17 protein-coding genes and 1 pseudogene are annotated in these 18,239 nt (G+C 43.5%); 11 read left to right on the forward strand and 7 right to left on the reverse strand.

Going from position 1 to position 18,239, the window contains the following annotated elements:
• Positions 1-89: 89 nt before the first annotated feature.
• From ACED42_RS02335 to ACED42_RS02345, 3 genes are all read right to left on the reverse strand, one after another.
• A complete protein-coding gene (locus ACED42_RS02335; protein ID WP_371701258.1) occupies positions 90-1,604 on the reverse strand; it encodes a sodium:solute symporter family protein in 1,515 nt (504 codons plus the stop codon).
• A 205-nt stretch (positions 1,605-1,809) separates the two neighbouring features.
• Positions 1,810-2,202: a RidA family protein gene (locus tag ACED42_RS02340; protein WP_004732497.1), complete on the reverse strand. Its 393-nt coding sequence runs from the start codon at positions 2,200-2,202 to the stop codon at positions 1,810-1,812.
• Between the two features lie 121 nt (positions 2,203-2,323).
• Positions 2,324-3,757 (reverse strand): amidohydrolase family protein, encoded by a 1,434-nt coding sequence (locus ACED42_RS02345; protein ID WP_371701260.1) that lies wholly within the window; start codon positions 3,755-3,757, stop codon positions 2,324-2,326.
• Positions 3,758-3,933: 176 nt separating this feature from the next.
• Here ACED42_RS02345 and ACED42_RS02350 point away from each other — a divergent pair, with 176 nt between their 5' ends.
• Positions 3,934-5,208, forward strand: coding sequence for an amino acid deaminase (locus tag ACED42_RS02350; protein ID WP_371701262.1), 1,275 nt, complete (start codon positions 3,934-3,936; stop codon positions 5,206-5,208).
• A gap of 117 nt (positions 5,209-5,325) precedes the next feature.
• Entirely contained in the window at positions 5,326-6,189 is an 864-nt protein-coding gene (locus tag ACED42_RS02355) for a MurR/RpiR family transcriptional regulator (protein ID WP_102276996.1), read from the forward strand.
• Here ACED42_RS02355 and ACED42_RS02360 read toward each other — a convergent pair.
• Complete coding sequence (locus ACED42_RS02360; protein ID WP_371701265.1) at positions 6,186-6,725, reverse strand: hydrolase; 540 nt, start codon at positions 6,723-6,725, stop codon at positions 6,186-6,188. The genes ACED42_RS02355 and ACED42_RS02360 overlap by 4 nt on opposite strands.
• A gap of 364 nt (positions 6,726-7,089) precedes the next feature.
• On the opposite strand from ACED42_RS02360, the gene ACED42_RS02365 reads away from it, so the two are divergent.
• The 6 genes and pseudogenes from ACED42_RS02365 (at position 7,090) to ACED42_RS02390 (ending at position 12,163) form a co-directional block, all read left to right on the forward strand.
• Entirely contained in the window at positions 7,090-7,659 is a 570-nt protein-coding gene (locus ACED42_RS02365; RefSeq protein ID WP_371701267.1) for a porin family protein, read from the forward strand.
• 231 nt (positions 7,660-7,890) lie between these two features.
• The gene (locus ACED42_RS02370; RefSeq protein WP_371701269.1) at positions 7,891-9,513 is read left to right on the forward strand and encodes a phosphoethanolamine transferase; all 1,623 of its coding nucleotides are present in this window, start codon (positions 7,891-7,893) and stop codon (positions 9,511-9,513) included.
• Positions 9,514-9,839: 326 nt separating this feature from the next.
• Positions 9,840-10,775: a CorA family divalent cation transporter gene (locus ACED42_RS02375; RefSeq protein WP_371701272.1), complete on the forward strand. Its 936-nt coding sequence runs from the start codon at positions 9,840-9,842 to the stop codon at positions 10,773-10,775.
• The gene (locus ACED42_RS02380) at positions 10,775-11,320 is read left to right on the forward strand and encodes a mechanosensitive ion channel family protein (RefSeq protein ID WP_009845990.1); all 546 of its coding nucleotides are present in this window, start codon (positions 10,775-10,777) and stop codon (positions 11,318-11,320) included. The genes ACED42_RS02375 and ACED42_RS02380 overlap by 1 nt, the downstream gene beginning before the upstream one ends.
• Positions 11,314-11,397, forward strand: a pseudogene (locus ACED42_RS02385) (AraC family transcriptional regulator); the annotation flags it as partial. The gene ACED42_RS02380 and the pseudogene ACED42_RS02385, both read left to right, overlap by 7 nt.
• 133 nt (positions 11,398-11,530) lie before the next feature.
• Complete coding sequence (locus ACED42_RS02390; RefSeq protein WP_009845991.1) at positions 11,531-12,163, forward strand: triacylglycerol lipase; 633 nt, start codon at positions 11,531-11,533, stop codon at positions 12,161-12,163.
• 165 nt (positions 12,164-12,328) lie between these two features.
• Here ACED42_RS02390 and ACED42_RS02395 read toward each other — a convergent pair whose 3' ends face one another.
• Positions 12,329-13,303, reverse strand: coding sequence for an arginine deiminase-related protein (locus ACED42_RS02395; RefSeq protein WP_371701273.1), 975 nt, complete (start codon positions 13,301-13,303; stop codon positions 12,329-12,331).
• A 566-nt stretch (positions 13,304-13,869) separates the two neighbouring features.
• Between ACED42_RS02395 and ACED42_RS02400 the strand changes: the two genes are divergently transcribed.
• Together ACED42_RS02400 and ACED42_RS02405 are read left to right on the forward strand one after the other, a co-directional pair.
• On the forward strand, positions 13,870-15,720 hold the full coding sequence (locus tag ACED42_RS02400) for an ABC transporter ATP-binding protein (protein WP_371701275.1): 1,851 nt from the start codon (positions 13,870-13,872) through the stop codon (positions 15,718-15,720).
• 295 nt (positions 15,721-16,015) lie between these two features.
• A complete protein-coding gene (locus ACED42_RS02405; RefSeq protein WP_017100472.1) occupies positions 16,016-16,720 on the forward strand; it encodes a DUF445 family protein in 705 nt (234 codons plus the stop codon).
• Between the two features lie 108 nt (positions 16,721-16,828).
• On the opposite strand, the gene ACED42_RS02410 is transcribed toward ACED42_RS02405, so the two are convergent.
• Positions 16,829-17,317: an Lrp/AsnC family transcriptional regulator gene (locus ACED42_RS02410; protein WP_371701277.1), complete on the reverse strand. Its 489-nt coding sequence runs from the start codon at positions 17,315-17,317 to the stop codon at positions 16,829-16,831.
• Positions 17,318-17,596: 279 nt separating this feature from the next.
• Between ACED42_RS02410 and ACED42_RS02415 the strand changes: the two genes are divergently transcribed.
• Positions 17,597-17,767 carry a hypothetical protein gene (locus ACED42_RS02415; RefSeq protein ID WP_009845996.1) on the forward strand — a complete coding sequence of 57 codons (171 nt, stop codon included), beginning with the start codon at positions 17,597-17,599 and terminating at the stop codon, positions 17,765-17,767.
• A gap of 62 nt (positions 17,768-17,829) precedes the next feature.
• Here the strand turns inward: ACED42_RS02415 and ACED42_RS02420 are convergent, their stop codons facing one another.
• Positions 17,830-18,000: a hypothetical protein gene (locus ACED42_RS02420; protein ID WP_017097212.1), complete on the reverse strand. Its 171-nt coding sequence runs from the start codon at positions 17,998-18,000 to the stop codon at positions 17,830-17,832.
• Positions 18,001-18,239: the final 239 nt, after the last annotated feature.

Raw genomic sequence — 18,239 nt, forward strand, 5'->3', positions numbered from 1 at the left:
TACCGAGAAGCAGAGCCTGAGCTAGCTAAACCACTCCACAACTTGTTGTACTGAATTTGTTGTACTAACTAGCTGTGGAGCGTTTTAGATTAGCTTGTTTGATTTGCAGGACGTTGAGAAGACGCGTCTTCTTCAAGCACACCTGAGTCTGACAATTCCATTTCCATCAGAGCACGCTCGTCATCAAGGATTGCTTTCGCCATTTCTGGTGTTACTTGATTAGCCGGAGTACATAGGCTTACCAGCACACCCGCCGTTAGAGCCACTAGACAAGAAGGAATCACAGGGTTGCCCCAGAAAGCCGTGTAGTCTGCATTTAGCATTACGACAAATGAAGCCACAGATGCACCCACTAACGTAGCAAGAGCACCCTGCCAGTTGTAACGTTTCCAGAATCGACCCAACATACCGCACACAAACATGCCCGACATTACGGTTGAAATCATTTTCGTGATGTAGCCAATGATGTCGTTTGACGTCAGTGCGAACAACAGTGCAAAACCAATCACCACAATCAGTGCCAAGCGAGAGTAGTTCACCATTGACTCTTTGTTTGGTACGCGGCCAGTGAACATCACGTAAACATCACGAAGTAGGATAGAAACACCTGCTATCGCATCTGAACTTGCGCTCGACATGGTTGCAGAAAGACCCGCGATAAGAACAATCATGCCAACGCCAACCGGAAGAACCGTTGCAGCAACATAAGGGAACGAGTAGTTCGCGTTATCCAATGATGGGTCAATGGCATGTGCTGCCATACCGATGATTGCAGGGATGATTGAGAAGAAAAGGTACAACACACCCGATGCAACAAATGAGCGACGAACGGTTGATACGTCTTTACCCGAGTAGATACGTTGACGGAATGAAGGCGTCGCCAGTACACCCACGCCGATAACCACAGCCAGAGACACAGCAGGCAGAAGGCCCTGTTTATCGATTGCTAAAAAGCTTGTAGCAGCAGGGTCCATCGCAGCGTAAAGGTTATCCATGCCGCCGATGTAATCAACTGACATTACCGCCATCAAAATGAAGCCAGCAAAAAGAATGATCGCTTGAATGGTATCGGTCCACACAACCGCTGTGTAACCACCGATCACCACGTAAATAGTGAATGCCGCAGCAATAATGATTTTCGCTAGGTTGAGGTCGATGTCTGCAATCCACGCTAAGTACATGCCACCACCCAGAATGTGAGCGCCTAACCAACCAATTGAAGCGACAAAGATCAGTACACCTACAACGTTTTTCACGATGCGGTTAGCGCCAACATAGTAAGCCAGCTCTTCACTCATGGTCATGAAGTTCAGTTTACGAACCGGAGCAAACCAAAGTGCAAGTAATAGGATGCCTATCGCACCACCAATGCCGTACAGAGCACCTGCCCAGCCATTTGCGTAGCCGAAGCCAACCGCACCCATACTTGAACCCGTACCGACCATCGTCGCTACTGTTGTACCAAGTACTAAGAACATAGGTAGGCCACGGCCACCTAATAAGAAATCTTCGCCAGATTTTTGATTACGCGAGACAAACCAGCCTAACCAAATTAAAAAACATACGTACACGCCGAAGCCTGTAAGAAAAAGTGTGCTGTTCATTTGACACCTCTCAGTGAAATATTGAGTTCATTCTTGAACTTTATTTATGATTCATTCATTTTATATTTCATATAATTACTTTATTGATTTTATCTTTTTTAATTAAAGTAATTTTTATAAATGTAGGGTGAGAGTATTAAAGGATAATAACAGGGATGACTAACCCCTAATACTCTCTAAGTAGGTAATTGTGATTAGGTTATTACTATCCGCGATCGGCGCGGTAGCAAGTCACATCTACTTCAACCTTCACGTCTACAACTAAGTCGCAAACCATGCAGATACGAGCCGGTGGGTTAGCACCGAAGAACTCTTTGAATACCTTATTAAAAGATTGGAAGTAACGAGAATCCGTTAGCACAACCTTTACGTGCATTACGTCTTCTAGGCCGTAGCCCGCTTCAGTCATGATATCGACACAGTTTTGGATCGCTAGGCGAGACTGGTCAACAATGCCACCCTCAACCACTTCACCATCTGTCATCGGTGTCTGGCCAGAAACGTATAGGAAACCACCTGCTTCAGTTGCACGTGCAAATGGTAAATGTTGTCCGCCTGTACCTGTACCGCCTTCAACACCGTAACGTTTAATAGTCATTTTTTAACTCCACTTATTTATAGATAATATTGGGTTTATAGATAAAACAGTTTCTATTCCAATATATTTAAATTAATTCGCCGTTTTTATAATCATCTGAATTTAATAAATAATTTAAATTCTAGTTTCGGTAAATAAAAACGCCTGAACGATTATTTCTTACTTTTCCTTGCTGGTAAGTTAACTCACCATTTACAAATACACTTTCTATTCCTTGAGCAACTGAAATAGGATTTTCAAATGTTGCTGTGTCTTTAATATTCTTTGGATCAAATAAAACTAAATCGGCAAAGGCACCACAGCGAACTTCGCCTCGGCCCGCTAAGTTGTAACGCTGAGCCGACATTCCGGTCATCTTGTGAATCGCTTCTGGCAACGAGAACAGTTTTTCGTCTCGGCAATAGTGACCTAGCACTTTCGGGAAGGTGCCCCACAATCTTGGGTGTGGATGCGGGTCATTAGGTAAACCGTCTGAACCGACCATGGTCAGTTTGTATTTCAATACGCGCTTTACGTCGTTCTCATCCATGCAGTGGTAAACCGCGCCCGCTGGTTGAAGCGCTTTAGCTGCGTCCATCAGAGGTAGGTTCATTTCATCAGCAATCTGCTTCAGCGTTTTGCCTGCGTGTTCTGGTTTTGCTTCAGACCAAGTGATGAAGATGTCGAAATCGTCGGTCACTTGTTTCAAATCTAGTGTCGAAGAACTCGCAGAGTATGGGTAGCAGTCGCAAGACACATCTTGGTGCTCAGAAACCTTATCTATCAAATCAAGCACTTCAACGGTTCTACCCCAGTTCCCCGCACCTGCACATTTAAGGTGGGAGATAACAACAGGCACTTTCGCGTATTGTCCTGTCTCAAACGCCTCTTCCATCGCGCTTAAGATCTCTTCAAATTCGGTACGCATATGCGTGGTATAGATGCCGCCGTGACCAGAAAGCACTTTCGCTAACTGCATCACTTCGTTGGCATTCGCTTGTTTAGCGCTTGCGTAAGCCAAACCTGAGCTCAAACCTAATGCGCCTTGTTCCATCGCCAAATCAAGGTTGGTTTGCATCGCTGCGATTTCGTCTTCGCTTGCAGTGCGTTGCAGGTCGTCCATCACTTGGTTACGCAATGTGGTATGGCCGACTAATGCTGCAACGTTTACTGCGGGTTGAGCTTGCTCTACCGCTTGTGCATACGCGGCGAAAGTTGGGTATTTAAAATCAGCCTGCGCACCTAAAAGATTCATTGGGTCAGGAGGGTCACCAGCCAAAACGGTTGGTGATGCGCTGATACCACAGTTACCAACAATCACGGTTGTAACACCTTGGCTGATCTTAGGCAGGCAGTCTGGGTAACGAATTACGTTGGTATCGTCATGTGTATGTACATCGATAAATCCAGGAGCCAATGCTAAGCCAGCTCCCTCAACCAACTGGCCACAATCTTCGTGATCGATTTGACCAATTTCGGCTATTTTTCCATCTCGGATTGCTACATCGGCACAAAACGATTGTTCGCCGGTGCCATCAAACACCTCTACATTTTTAATTATCGTATCGAACAACATTTTTCACTCTCTCAATCCACTGTGTTGATGGAGCTATATTAAGAATCCAGCCGATTATTTTCAGTGACAAAACACACATAATATTTTAATTTGTGTGATAGTTTCTACCACAAAACAGACTGTGGATATATTTAAACATTAAATAACAACAACTTAAATCATGTTAGGAATCAGTAATGAAACATAACCCTGCACATAAAGATGTTATAAAGTATCAAAACGATAGTTTTATCTTGACTGAAAAAGGCCAAAAAGGGAGAGCAATATCACAATCTGAGAACGGTATTTACCGACTGGTTGATGAAGATATTTCGCTCCCGGTAGCAATTATCAAACAATCCGCCTTAACCAATAACCTGAATTGGATGCAATCATTCGCCGATCACCATCAGGTTAAATTGTCGCCACATGGCAAAACATCAATGACACCTGCTTTTTTCCGCCAACAACTAGAAAATGGCGCTTGGGGTATTACAGTAGCAACGCCTGCACAGGCAGAAGTTGCCGCTATGGCGGGTGCAAAACGCATCATCATGGCTAACCAATTGGTGGGTAAAACCAACATGGCGATCGTTGAACAGCTGATCAGTGAGTTTGATATCGACTTTTACTGTTGTGTGGATTCTTCGGTAAACGTGCAGCAACTTAACCAATATTTCTCTAATACAAAACAGACACTAAAAGTACTGATCGAATTTGGTGTAGCGGGTGGCCGTTGTGGTTGTCGTTCACCACAAGAAGTTCTAGAACTGGCTCAAACCATCCAAGACACACCTGCCCTTTCGCTGGCGGGTATTGAGGTGTATGAGGGTGTGATTCACGGTGACAACGCAGAACAAGACATTCGCACCTTCTTGAAACAGGCACTGACTTCGGTCGAAAGCCTCGTATCAGATGGTCTAATTACAGGGCAACCTATTATCACTGGCGCAGGCTCGGCTTGGTATGATGTGGTGGCAGAATGTTTGGCGAACCTAACCGATTACTTGGCGATCATCCGCCCGGGCTGTTATGCGATTCACGACACCGGTATCTACCTAGACGCTCAAAGCAAAGTGCTACAACGTGCCCAAGCAAACCAAGGTTATGCGTGTGAATTGGGTGGTGATTTAGAATCGGCACTTGAAGTATGGGCTTATGTTATCTCTCGTCCTGAGCCAACCAAGTTAGTGGTTGGGCTAGGCAAGCGTGATGTGGCCTTTGATGCGGGTTTACCGATTGCCGAGCGCGGCTATCGCAATGGTGAAGCTATCTCAGTAAAAGGCTTAACCTCTACTGCCGTGATGGATCAACATACCTTTGTTGAAACGGACAGCTCTTCTGAGATTGAAGTGGGCGACATGATTGCTTTCTCGACCTCACACCCGTGTTTAACCTTCGACAAATGGCGCTACATTGCCATCAGCGATGACGAACATCAGGTGACCAAATGGGTAGAAACCTGTTTCTAGGTCGATTTTTCAATAAGCTAGAATCAACGAAACAATAAGATATACTAACGGGGCTAAGCTTTAGCGACCAATGACTAGGTATTAGCAAATAGCCCCATCAACAAAGGATCAGGATTCTTGAGTTTAGAAGTAGATATCATTTCACAGATAACAGAGCGTTTTCCTGCTCTTCGTGATGCAGAAAAGAAAGTCGCCAAGCTGATCATGGATGACATTGATTTTGCTGCTAATGCCAGCATCACAGAGCTAGCCGAAGGTGCTCAAGTGAGTGAAGCCACCATCACACGTTTTGCTAAGGCGATCGGCTGCAGCAACGTACGTGATATGAAGATTAAGTTGGCTCAAACGCTAACCGTTGGCCAGCGCTTTATCCTCGAACCTGTTGACCAAACGGGTTATCAAGGTATCTACGAATCAATCAAGCAGAGCCTAGATATCAACCGAACTCTGTTCAAAGAGCAAGACGTTGAAACTGCAGTGAACTGGCTACATAACGCCAGACAGATCATTGCTATCGGCATGGGTGGCGGTTCGACCATTGCTTCTCAAGAGCTGCAGCATCGACTGTTTCGTTTAGGCTACCCAGTGGTGTCGTACAACGATGGCTTAATGTCACGTATGGTAGCCGCCACAGCCGATGCCAATGACGTGATGGTGATGATTTCCGCGACAGGCTTTACGCCAGTGATCACTGAAACTGCCGAGTTAGCGAAACAGTATGGCCTTAAGATCATCGCGATTACCCCACAAGACACACCGCTAGCAAAAATTGCGGATATCTTGTTGCCAATCAAGCATATGGAAACCGACTTTATCTACAAACCATCGGCTTCTCGTTACGCAATGTTGGCGTTAGTGGATGTGCTTTCTATGGGCATGGCGGTCAATCACAAGAACCGTTCGCGCGACAAGCTGCGTCGCTTGAAAGTTGCGCTAGATTCCTACCGAGGCGGTGGCGATAGACAGCCTCTCGGTGATTAACGAATCAAGGATAGAATGAGCTTAAATTCACGCGCGCGGCAGTCCTTTACCAGTTCGTATAAGCTCATTTCCAATCCTGTGATTTCGATACCAGCATCCATTAGTCGACGGATTGCTAGATTCTTGTTGAGTGCCGTTCGCGAGCTAACACAGTCGCCAACTACCTGAACCTTGTACCCAAGTTCCAACAACCCCATTGCGGTTTGATAAACACAAATATGAGCCTCAATACCACACACTAACCAAGTCTCTACATCCTTGGCTTGAACCGCCTCAACAAACTTGGGCTCATCACACGCATTGAAAGTGAATTTAGGTATCGGCTTTACATCATTCAACAAGTCATTAAGTTCGTCGACTGTAGCACCTAGCTTCTCTGGATTCTGTTCCAAACGAATAATTGACAGACCCAAAACCTGCGCTCCTTGAGCTAACTTTCCGCAATTAGCAATCAGCGTATCGCTCTCATCAACAAGGCGTGCGAGCTTGCCTTGTACGTCCACAACCACCAAACCTGTGTTTGCTCGGTTTAACATCCAACTCTCCTTGTCATGATTAGAATCAGCGTACTGCTTTGCTTTCAACAAACACCGCAACAAATACTACAATAGAATAAATACAATGTTTGTTATGTTTTATTTTTCAATTAGTTAGATAAACCCGAACTCTCTTTAACCTTAAAAAACATCGTTTTATTTAGCAAATTTAACCTTTTGTCAATATGTGGATTTTATTTATAAAGAATATAACCAACAAATATGACCTTACCTCTTGATAAATCAAGGGCTACAGATAGTCACTTTATCAATGAAAAAATAGGTTTCATTTGTGAGGGTTTTATAAATCATTCGTCAGCGATACCGTGATTTACATCACAGGATGAGTAAACAAGGTATTATCATGAAAAAATCAGTATTAGCACTCGGCTTAATCGGTTTAGTTTCACTTCCAACTTTTGCAGCAAGCACAGATGGTGGCGCGTATGTAGGTGGTGGACTTAGTGTCTATCAAGACTCCGATACAGATGGTCACGGTAATTTAGATTCAGATGGTATGGGTTATAACCTATACGGTGGTTACCAATTCAACCGTATTGTTGGCGTAGAGCTTGGCTACAACGATTATGCAGATTACAAAAATGGCGCAGAAAAACTCTCGCCAACCTCTATTTCCGCATCAGCGAATATCGGTTATACGTTTGACAACACTATTCGTCCATTCGTGTTGGCTGGTTTAAGCTCTGTTGACCTTCACGCGAACCAAGCAGCAAACTATGGGGACGACAGCGGTACTGGCTTCCACTTTGGCGTCGGTGTTGAATACACGCCGATTGAACACTTAACACTTCGCCTTATTTCACAAGCTGACGCGGTGAGTGTTGATGACTATTCCTATCAAGGTTCTCTCAAAAACGATGACCACACACTAGCATTCAACAGTGTTAGCTTCGGTGGTTCATACAACTTCTAATGTGTTCCTCACGGCCACGTTGTAAGTAAATAACTCAAATTCACTTTGCTACTCTGCCCTATGATAAGGCAGCACAGTAAAGTGAATTTTTGTATCTATACACCCTATCGAGTCATTTCACTTTAGCCGGTTATCACTCACCATCACTTCTCGATCTTTATGCGTTGATATTAGAGCTTTCTTGATAGGGAGACTAAAATAAAGAGATAAGATACGCAGGAAAAAAGACCTATGAATCTACCAAGCTTAAACATGTCGATAAACAAGCTGCCCTTTGTGTTGGCTGTGTATTATCTGCTTATCATCAACATCCCTCTCTCCCTAGAACTGTTTAGTATTGTTCAGGCATCAAAGTCTGAAAGTGTCGCGTTTCTTATATCCATCCCGATCTTCTTCCTTGCTGCTTTTAATTTCATCTTCCAAGTCTTTAATTGGCCGATATTCTCCAAACCGTTTTTCATCTTATTACTGATCACCTCAACCTTAGTCAGCTACAGCATGTTCAATTACGGCATATTCGTCGACTACGGGATGATAGAGAATGTGTTTGAGACCAATAGTGGTGAAGCAGCAAGCTATGTAAGTACCCACTCCATCTTATGGTTACTTGCCATGGGCGGTATTCCATCGATCATCCTGTTGTTCACCAAACTTGAAAAAGAATCTTGGAAAGATTTCTTTGTCTGGAAATCGATTGGGCTGCTCTCCTCCTTGATCGTCATTGCCATTATTGCCGGGCTTTTCTACAAAGATTACGTATCGATTGGTCGTAATCATTCGCACATCAAAAAGATGATCATCCCGACCGAGTATGTGTCATCAACGGTTAAATATATCAATAACACCTACATAAAACAGCCCATCCCTTATCAAGAGTTAGGGTTAGATGCGAAGCAAACAGCACAAGCCAAAGCGGCAACCAAACCAACATTATTAGTGTTTGTTCTTGGTGAAACCGCACGCGTGTACAACTACCAATATCATGGCTATGAGAGAGAAACCAACGCTCATACCAAGCCTTACAACCCGATATTTTTCTCTGATGTTCAGTCGTGCGGAACAGCCACCGCGGTTTCTGTGCCATGTATGTTCTCGAACATGAATCGCAGCAACTACGATCGCGACAAAGCCTACAACCAAGATAACGTGGTCGACATTATGAACCGCGCGGGCATTCACTCTATCTGGCGAGAGCATGATGGGGGAGACAAGACGGTCGCACACCGAATCAAAGAGATGACGCTCGTCGCAAAGGACAGCGATCCATTCTGTAATAACGACGTATGCTATGACACAGCCATGCTAGAGAACTTCGAACAAGATACTCAAGATCTTAAACAAGATAGCATCATTTTCTATCATATTTCGGGGTCTCACGGCCCAACGTACTTTGAGCGTTATCCAGAAGAACATAAGAAATTTACGCCTGACTGCGCTCGTGCAGACATTGAAAACTGCACCAAAGAGCAAGTGGTTAACACCTACGACAACACCATCTTGTACACGGATTTCTTTCTCTCACAGGCGATTCGGAAACTGGAGAAACTGACCGACAAGTACAATGTCGCACTGATGTATATCTCGGATCACGGAGAGTCTTTAGGGGAGAATGGCGTGTATCTTCACGGCATGCCCTACTCGCTGGCACCAAAAGAACAAACCCACGTACCGATGATCCTATGGATGTCTGATGGTTTTGCTGCGCAGAAAGGGATAAGCGAGACCTGCTTAAGAAAGGCGGGGAAAGAGCAGAGCTTTTCTCACGATAACCTGTTCGACTCCTTGCTTGGCCTGATGGACGTGCAAACTAAAGAATACCGAGCGAGCCAAGATATTTTTGCTGCGTGTCGGTAGTGTTTTTGCTTATGTAAACCATCGGAAAACTCGAGTTGCCTGAATAAGCTCTCCTCAACTTCCCCTAAAAAGAAAAGACCTCGGTCTTTTCTTTTTTTTCGTCGCTAACATGGAGCCAGAGTGCTAATTTATAACGACGAAACAATGAGCTACATTTAATAGAAACAATAATGGAAGAGTCCGTCGTGCTCCAAAGACCAACCTGTCTTATTAGACTTTATCTCACTCACATCGCTCATTAAACTTACCAAGATTAGCTCAGTTCAATACCGCGCCTGAATGGCGCCTAATATCAATGTTTATGTCATATCATTAAGGACAAATGAATGGACGCTTTCATAATTTCAAGCTGGCAATTTTCTGAGGGTGTGGCACATGAACACACCACCAGCCCAGCCTCATTCGAGCAATCAACTTGGTATCACTGCCAAAGAGATGCTGACGGTTTGAGAGAATGGCTCCACAGTAATACGGTTCCAAATGCCATCATCGATTCATTACTCACCGATGACACCCGCCCTCGGTTCGAACAGTTTGGACACGACTGTTTTTTGATGATTCTGCGAGGCATTAATCTAAACGAAGGTGCTAACCCTGACGACATGCTTAGCCTACGCATCTTATGGTACAAAGGCACTTTAATATCGACACGTAAAGTTCCTTCAAAAGCGGTCAGTAATCTGATGTCTGATCTCATTCAAAACCAAGGCCCCACATCATTACCTGATGTGTTGTTGGGCATGATCCGTGGAATCAACCACAGTATTTCAACCTTCCTAGCACCCGTCGAACTATTAATTGACGAGTTAGAATCTAACTCCAATATCGACATAAGATCCATTAACGCTCTACATTCAAGGCTACTCAGACTAAGGCGTTATTTGAAGCCACAGAAATACGTTTTTGAAGATTTAATGAGTGACCTACCTGCACCATTGAGTAATCACAACAGTCATATAAAGAACAGCCTTGATACCATCCTGAGAATTAACGAGTCTGTTGAGTTTTACATCGAACAAATTAATGTATTTTTAGCGAGCCTAAGTCAGCAACAAGCTGAAAAAATGAATAGAAATACGTACCTATTTTCTATCATTGCAGGTATTTTCCTCCCTGCTGGGTTTTTCACCGGTTTACTGGGTGTCAATATCGCGGGGATACCCGGAACAGATAACCCAATAGCATTCCCACTATTTTGCGTTGGGCTGCTCGTAGTCATAGCGGCAGAGGTCATTATTTTGAAAAAATTGAGGTTTATTTAATGGTTGAGTTTTTGCAATCCAATATGTGGCTTAGACAAGTAGTTTTAGGTTTACTTCTTATCACTGTGTATTGGGTGATCAAACGCTTAGGTAAGAACTGGATAGAAACATTAGCGGAAAATAAGCGTGTCGAATTGAAGCGAAAGCAGTTCGTGATTAAGTGTTTCAATATTGTTCTGTTTCTACTCTTCATCGCTGTGTTTACGATTGTTCTTAACTTGGGTTTTGGTGATATTTCGCTGTTCTTATCATCCATATTTGCGGTGCTGGGTGTCGCTTTATTCGCGCAATGGTCCATTCTAAGTAACCTCACAGCCAGCGTACTAATATTTTTTGTCTTCCCTTATCGCATTGGCGACAGAGTAAGAGTCGCGGAGAAAGACGAAGACATCAGCGGTGTGATCATCGATATCACCATGTTCCACGTTATTCTTCGACACAGTTCGGGTAACATTATCACCTACCCCAACAACCTGATTTTACAAAAAGGCGTGATAAAGGTTTTGGTTGAACCTGAAGCAAAAAGTGAAGCTTCAATAAGGTAACAGGCCTAACACCGAATACCTATGCCAAACAAGGTGGGTTAACGATTGATGTGTATGGAGGAGTGAGATCAGAGTAACCCACTCTTTGTCTATAACGCACATTCTTTCTATAGCGAAGGCTCTGTCTTTTGTGTCCCATTAGCCGCAAGTTTTATTGAGTTTAGATTTGCGACTAAATATACTGGGGGCATCATCAGACGGAGGACAAAAATGAATAATAAAAACAAACATATAGTTTTAATTCATGGTCTATATATGCCTGCGTTGATCATGCAATATCTGGATAGAAACTTCAAAAAACGCGGCTTTACAACGCACAAGTTTGCCTACAACTCGCTGCGTTTCCCTTCTGCAGCCAAACGTCTCAATCGTTTCGTGAATGCTCGTTTTAATGAGTATGATGAGGTCTATTTTTTCGGTCACTCACTGGGTGGCTTGCTGATTCGTCATTACTTTAAATTCTACCAACCACACTTCGCCGACACCTGCATTATTACAGCAGGCACTCCGCACAATGGGGCAACCATCGCCAAAACACTGTCTAATCATGGGCTTGGATTTATATTTGGTTCGAGCAAAATGATTTTAAGCGATGGCTTGGGTGACTACGATATTGATGTGCCGATTGGCGTAATTACGGGTACCTACGACGCCGGAGTAGGACGGATTGTTCTGGGAAGAAACCCAGGGGATGGTACGGTCACTCTCGAAGACGCCAACCTGAGAGGAGCCACTGATACTTACGCCCTCAAACTCAACCACACAGCGCTTGTCTACTCCAAGGAAGTCGTAACACTGTCGGCTCAGTTCATTGAACACAGAGCTTTTAAGGACGCTTCATAGCTTTGTTCAGTAGCTGTTTTTCGTTAACTTTTGTACGTTGACTCCTGTATCGAGCTCTTGTTCTCTTATTTGTGATAGATAAAAACAAAAATACCACTCTGCGATAAGAGTGGTATTCGAAGATCCATTACTGGAAATGAGCGCTTGCTATACTTTCTATACTTGCTACAGACGATTCACTCGGGTTGGTAAGAACACCTCGCCCAACATGCATCGCACCGAACCACCGCCGATGTCTTCGATCGTTTTCACGTTAAATGGTAGTAGCTTACCGTGTGTCGAAAGCTGAGCTAACTGAGCTGGAGAAAACGCATCATAAGCCGATTGAGACATCGCGATCACCTTGTCGCCATTCACAGTTTCAAGCTGAAGGATGTTGCCACAAAAACGATTCATCTGTTCGATTGAGATAGAGATAACTTGCTTGTCTTTAGCAAGAGACTTCACAACAAAGCGGCGCTCAAACTCTGGGATCACTTCATCACAGATCACGCAGAAGTTATCACCAATCGCCATCATCACATTGGTATGGTAAATCGGTTGACCAGACGGTAATGCCGTTTGGAACGAGACCACGCGAGAATAGCCAATGCGCTTCGCGTAATCTTCCAATACTTCGCGGTCACAACGTTGTGAAAGCGCAGCATAAATGGTCTTGTTGATATGGTCGATCACCATCACGCCAGTGCTCTCTAGATAAGAACCTTGAGCAACGTACGACTCCATAGACTCACTGTGATTAACAATGCGACCAGACGCTTCCAACGCTTCAATAAGTGCATTCGGCTTAACTTCATTTTGACGGTTTTCACACGCCATAGGGAAAGTGAATAGGCTTCCATCACTACAAGTACTGAACCAGTTGTTTGGGAACACTGCGTCAGGGGTTTCAACACCCAGTTCCGGATAATCAAACTCTACAACTTGCACACCTTCTTTACGTAGCGAAACCACCATAGCCTTAAACTCGGCCATCGTTTCTAACTTTACCTCAGCTTCAGTCAGATCGACTCTGTGCTGAAACTCGTTATCACGGGCTGTTTCTTCGTTAAATTTAAATTCTTTTGGCGGCACCATAACAACGCAATTTGCGTTTTGAACATTAGTAATATGCAGTGATTTTTTGTGTAGGTTTAACATTTTAACCGTCCCTATCTTTTATTTACCTCAGAATTGTAAACAACTTGTTACGACAAAATTCACTGAAAATCACAATGATTTGAATATTTATCCCAAGTAATTACTGCGGATTTTAGATTAGTCGGTAATTTTTACTGCAAGATAACAGCACATCAGAAAGAACCAACTGTATGCATATTCGTTAAAGAATTTACTGGATAAATATTCTCATTTCATTTTTCAACTCCACACGAGTTTTGATTACAATTTAATCCATTTAACGTTAGGATTATCACCGTTGCATAACCATCAATTACGTTTGAAATAAGCTTAACTTTTCCTGTCTAATTCAATCTAAAATTAGCTTCATGAAAGACACTCTTTGGAAGTGTTCTGTGTCGCTTAAACCAAGTACTTACATAAGAACTAAACAAAAATCTATCGAATGGCTTAATACTTATAAGAACGCGTTGGCACTTATATAATTTCAAACTAAAACTGAAAAATTCAAATCAAGACTATAAAAACAAAGCTGCACATCACGATGCTCTAGCATCAAAGATGCAGTAGCTTATAAAGGGAAAACTATGTACAAGAAATTTGAAGGCTTTACTGAAGCCTTTCCAAAGGGAGAGCCGATACAACCTCCTACTGGAATACTGGCATTCTGCCGCCATTACACACGAGGTTTTGAAAAGCCGTTGATCTTGCTCGGATTGATGAGCATGACCATCGCGATCATCGAAGTTGCGCTGTTCGGTTACATGGGTCAACTGGTTGACTGGCTATCAACCAGCAACCCGGACACTTTCTTAGCAGACAACGAGTCGACACTGATGGGGCTCGGCGTTCTGCTGTTGGTCGTGATGCCAATCTTGATCAGTGTTTATTCGCTATTGCTTCACCAAACTTTGCTAGGCAACTATCCAATGTCGATTCGTTGGTTAGCTCACCGCTACCTTTTGAAGCAAAGTTTGTCGTTCTATCAAGATGACTTTGCCGGGCGTGTTGCCACCAAAGTGATGCAAACCTCGCTCGCGGTACGTGAAACCGTGACCAAAATGGTCGATGTGTTTGTTTACGTGACGGTTTACTTTACAGCGATGCTGTTCATGCTCGCTGAATCGGATTGGCGCTTAATGGCTCCAATGTTGATTTGGTTGTTCATTTACGTTGGCATTCAACTGCACTTCGTACCAAAGCTGAAAGACGTGTCTTCAGAACAAGCGGATGCTCGCTCGTTGATGACGGGTCGCATTGTGGATAGCTACACCAACATCGCTACGGTCAAACTTTTCTCTCATAGTAAAAGAGAAACCGAGTACGCAGAAGAAGGGATGGAAGGCTTCCTAGACACAGTCCATCGCCAAATGCGCTTGGTTACTGGCTTCAACATCTGCGTTGAATTCGCTAACTACTTGTTGGTGTTCAGCATTGCCGGTATCTCTATCTACCTATGGCTAGATAACGCGATCACCGTAGGTGCAATTGCGATTGCGGTCAGCTTAGCTCTGCGTATTAACGGCATGTCGAAATGGATCATGTGGGAAATAGGTGGTCTGTTTGAAAACCTAGGTACCGTGATTGATGGTATTAAAACACTGTCTAAGCCCATTGCTATCGAAGACAAAAAAGATGCGAAACCTTTGGACGTTCCACAAGGCGGTATCAACTTCGACAACGTGAGCTTTAACTACGGTGAGAATAAGGGTGTGATTAACAACCTAAACCTCAACATCAAACCGGGTGAAAAAGTCGGCTTGGTTGGCCGTTCAGGTGCAGGTAAATCGACCCTAGTTAACTTACTGCTGCGTTTCCACGATGTAGAAAGTGGTCGCATCCTGATTGATGACCAAGAGATCTCGAGCGTTACTCAAGATTCTCTGCGTAGCAACATAGGTATGGTGACTCAAGATACCTCACTGCTGCACCGTTCGATCAAAGACAACATTCTTTACGGTCGACCAGAAGCATCAGATGAAGAAGTGTATGCCGCAACCCAACAGGCACACGCTCATGAGTTTATCGAAACCCTAACTGACCCGTTTGGTAATGTTGGCTACGATGCTCAAGTAGGTGAACGTGGCGTCAAGCTTTCTGGTGGTCAGCGTCAACGTGTCGCTATCTCACGTGTACTTCTGAAGAATGCTCCGCTGTTGGTTCTAGATGAAGCAACATCAGCTCTCGATTCAGAGGTTGAAGCTGCGATACAAGAGAGCTTGATTGAACTAATGGAAGGCAAAACGGTTATAGCGATTGCACACCGTCTATCGACGATTGCAGCAATGGACCGTTTGATCGTACTCGACCAAGGTAATATCGTCGAAGAAGGCACGCACCAAGAGCTGATTACACAAAATGGCATCTATGCTCAATTGTGGAATCACCAGACTGGTGGCTTTATTGGTGATGATCTTGAACAGACAACGAGCGCTTAATTTATATTCCATTTTAAAAGTGCGGCGTAATTCACACCAAAATGTTAATTGGCGGTAAATTACACATGGCAGAATGTTATGTCGTAATCATATAATGACATTAACAGCAATGACGCTTCGCTTGCGCGTTCTGGAATAAGGCTAGACTTCGGGGGGAGGCTAGCCTTTTTTATGTCTGTTATTCTTCGCCCTTTCTCGTCTGTTTTCATTGGTTCTTAAACTTCATCGATCCTTTTGTTTTTTTCTTGGCGTTTTTTTCTTAAAATGCGCGCAGTATTCTTTCTAGAGATCAACCATGAACAAAAGTGTCTTAACTAACGTTATTGCGTTAGCACTGCTTGCTGGCGGCTATGCGACAGCAAACCAATACTTGCTTTATGCAGGCCTATTCGCCTTTTCTGGTGCTATCACCAACTGGCTTGCGATTCACATGTTGTTCGAAAAAGTACCCGGCTTATACGGTTCTGGTGTTATTCCAGCACGCTTTGAAGAGTTCAAGGCTGCAATCAAGCAACTAATGATGGAACAGTTCTTTACTGAAAGTAACATCGACCGCTTCCTTAGCAGTGAGATGACCGGAAAATCGCTCAATCTAGAGCCCGTAATTAAAAAGATCGACTTTAACCCAGCATTCGATTCACTGGTTCATGTTATCGAAAACTCACAGTTTGGTGGCATGTTGGCGATGGTTGGTGGCACAGAAGCACTACAGCCAATGAAGGCGCCATTTGTTGAGAAGATGCAAGAGTCTGTGATTGAAATCAGCAAGAGTGATTCGGTAAAAAATGCCATCAAGGATGAACTTGAATCACCTGCGATGATGGATGAAATCAAAGAGAACATTGAAGCGATCATCGATCAGCGCTTGAATGAACTGACACCAAAACTGGTTAAAGAGATGGTTCAGACCATGATCAAGAAACACCTTGGTTGGTTGGTCGTTTGGGGTGGGGTATTCGGCGGTGTGATTGGTTTAATCTCTGCCGCAATTACGCTGTAAGGCGGAGAAGTTTATCCGATTGCTCTTTATCTGACGTTCAACAAAAATGGAAGCTTATTGGCTTCCATTTTTTATATCTAAATAACCTTGGTAAGGCAAAGCCGGTCACTATTTTATGGTGGCCAACAACTCAGGGTTAACACCAAAGCCCTTCTTGTGTTCTTCAATCACCACTTCGCTGCGTGTCTGAATCACACCTGGCAGGGTACCCAATTTCGTTGCCATAAACGCTTGGTACGCCTTCATGTCTTTTACTCGAACCTTGATCATGGTGTCAAAATCCCCCGACAGCGAATAGCACTCTTCGACTTCAGGCATCATTTCAACCGCTTGGGCAAATTTATCAAAAATTGAAAAACTGGTTTGATCGAGGCGAATATGGATAAACACTTGGACATCGAGCCCCAACTTTTCTGAACAAAGCTCAGCATGATAACCAGTGATGTAGCCCACTTTTTCCAATCGCTTCAACCTATCAGAGCAAGGTGAAGTTGTTAGGTTGACCTGTTTCGCTAGTTCAACAACGGGCAAACGGCCTTTCATATGCAGAATTCTTAGTATCTCTTTATCGATACGATCGAGTTGATGCTGAGACATAATATTCCTTAAACATTCTAGATTGCGCTCAGTATATTCCATACTAAGAGCAATCGAAGAAAACCTTGCTCACACATTTAGAAAACTAAATAGACCATTCCTATTCACGTTAAATATAAAACCGAACGGAGCGATAACAACCCTTATAAATCAAACTCCAGTTATTAACAAATTATTATAGAAATGACCCGATTAACAAATAAGTTGAGCCAGAAACGAAAGAAAGGATATAGGCCAAAGTGAATAATAGAATTCTCAAAGAGAAAGGATGACTCTATTATGAAAACGCAAGAACTCGCATATAAACCTTACGGAATCGGTTCATGGACACACGTAACGGTATCAAAAGATGTTGCCCAAGCACTCGCAAGTGAATACTCAAACTATGGCTGGGAAGTTAAGATTGATGGTAATGTCGTCGAGGCAGAACCTTCACTAAAAGCGGCATAAAAAACGAAAAAACCTCCATTAGGGAGGTTTTTAAATCTAAGTTAGTAAGCACTTACTACAATCTAAGCCAGACCAACTTGGGGAACTGCAGTTCCTGTTTCACAACGACAGTTACACGTTCGACAGAAGTGTTGAGTTTCCATGTCGTAGTACAGGTTTCCACTAAATAGCTTTGACGTCCATTGCATCATACGGCCAGAGGTTGTCTCAGGCTCAGATTCACAACGTTTCATTATAGACTTATGTAGTGTTGTTTTTTTACATCCTTTGCAATAGAGATCAGGCATACCTTTGTCCTATAGGTCTTTAGTGGTTACTGATAATTGACACATGATGTCCAATTCAGTGTAATAATTCACCGAGCTAATAACAAAAGTGAGCGCCAAGTTCAAAAAATAGCCATTTTATCGGTTATTTTTTGACATCAAGCGCTATGAAAAGCCTTTATCTTCTATTTATTTCCCTTCTATCA

The organism is Vibrio sp. FF145 (assembly GCF_041439075.1).
Taxonomy (GTDB): Bacteria; Pseudomonadota; Gammaproteobacteria; order Enterobacterales; family Vibrionaceae; genus Vibrio; species Vibrio tasmaniensis_A.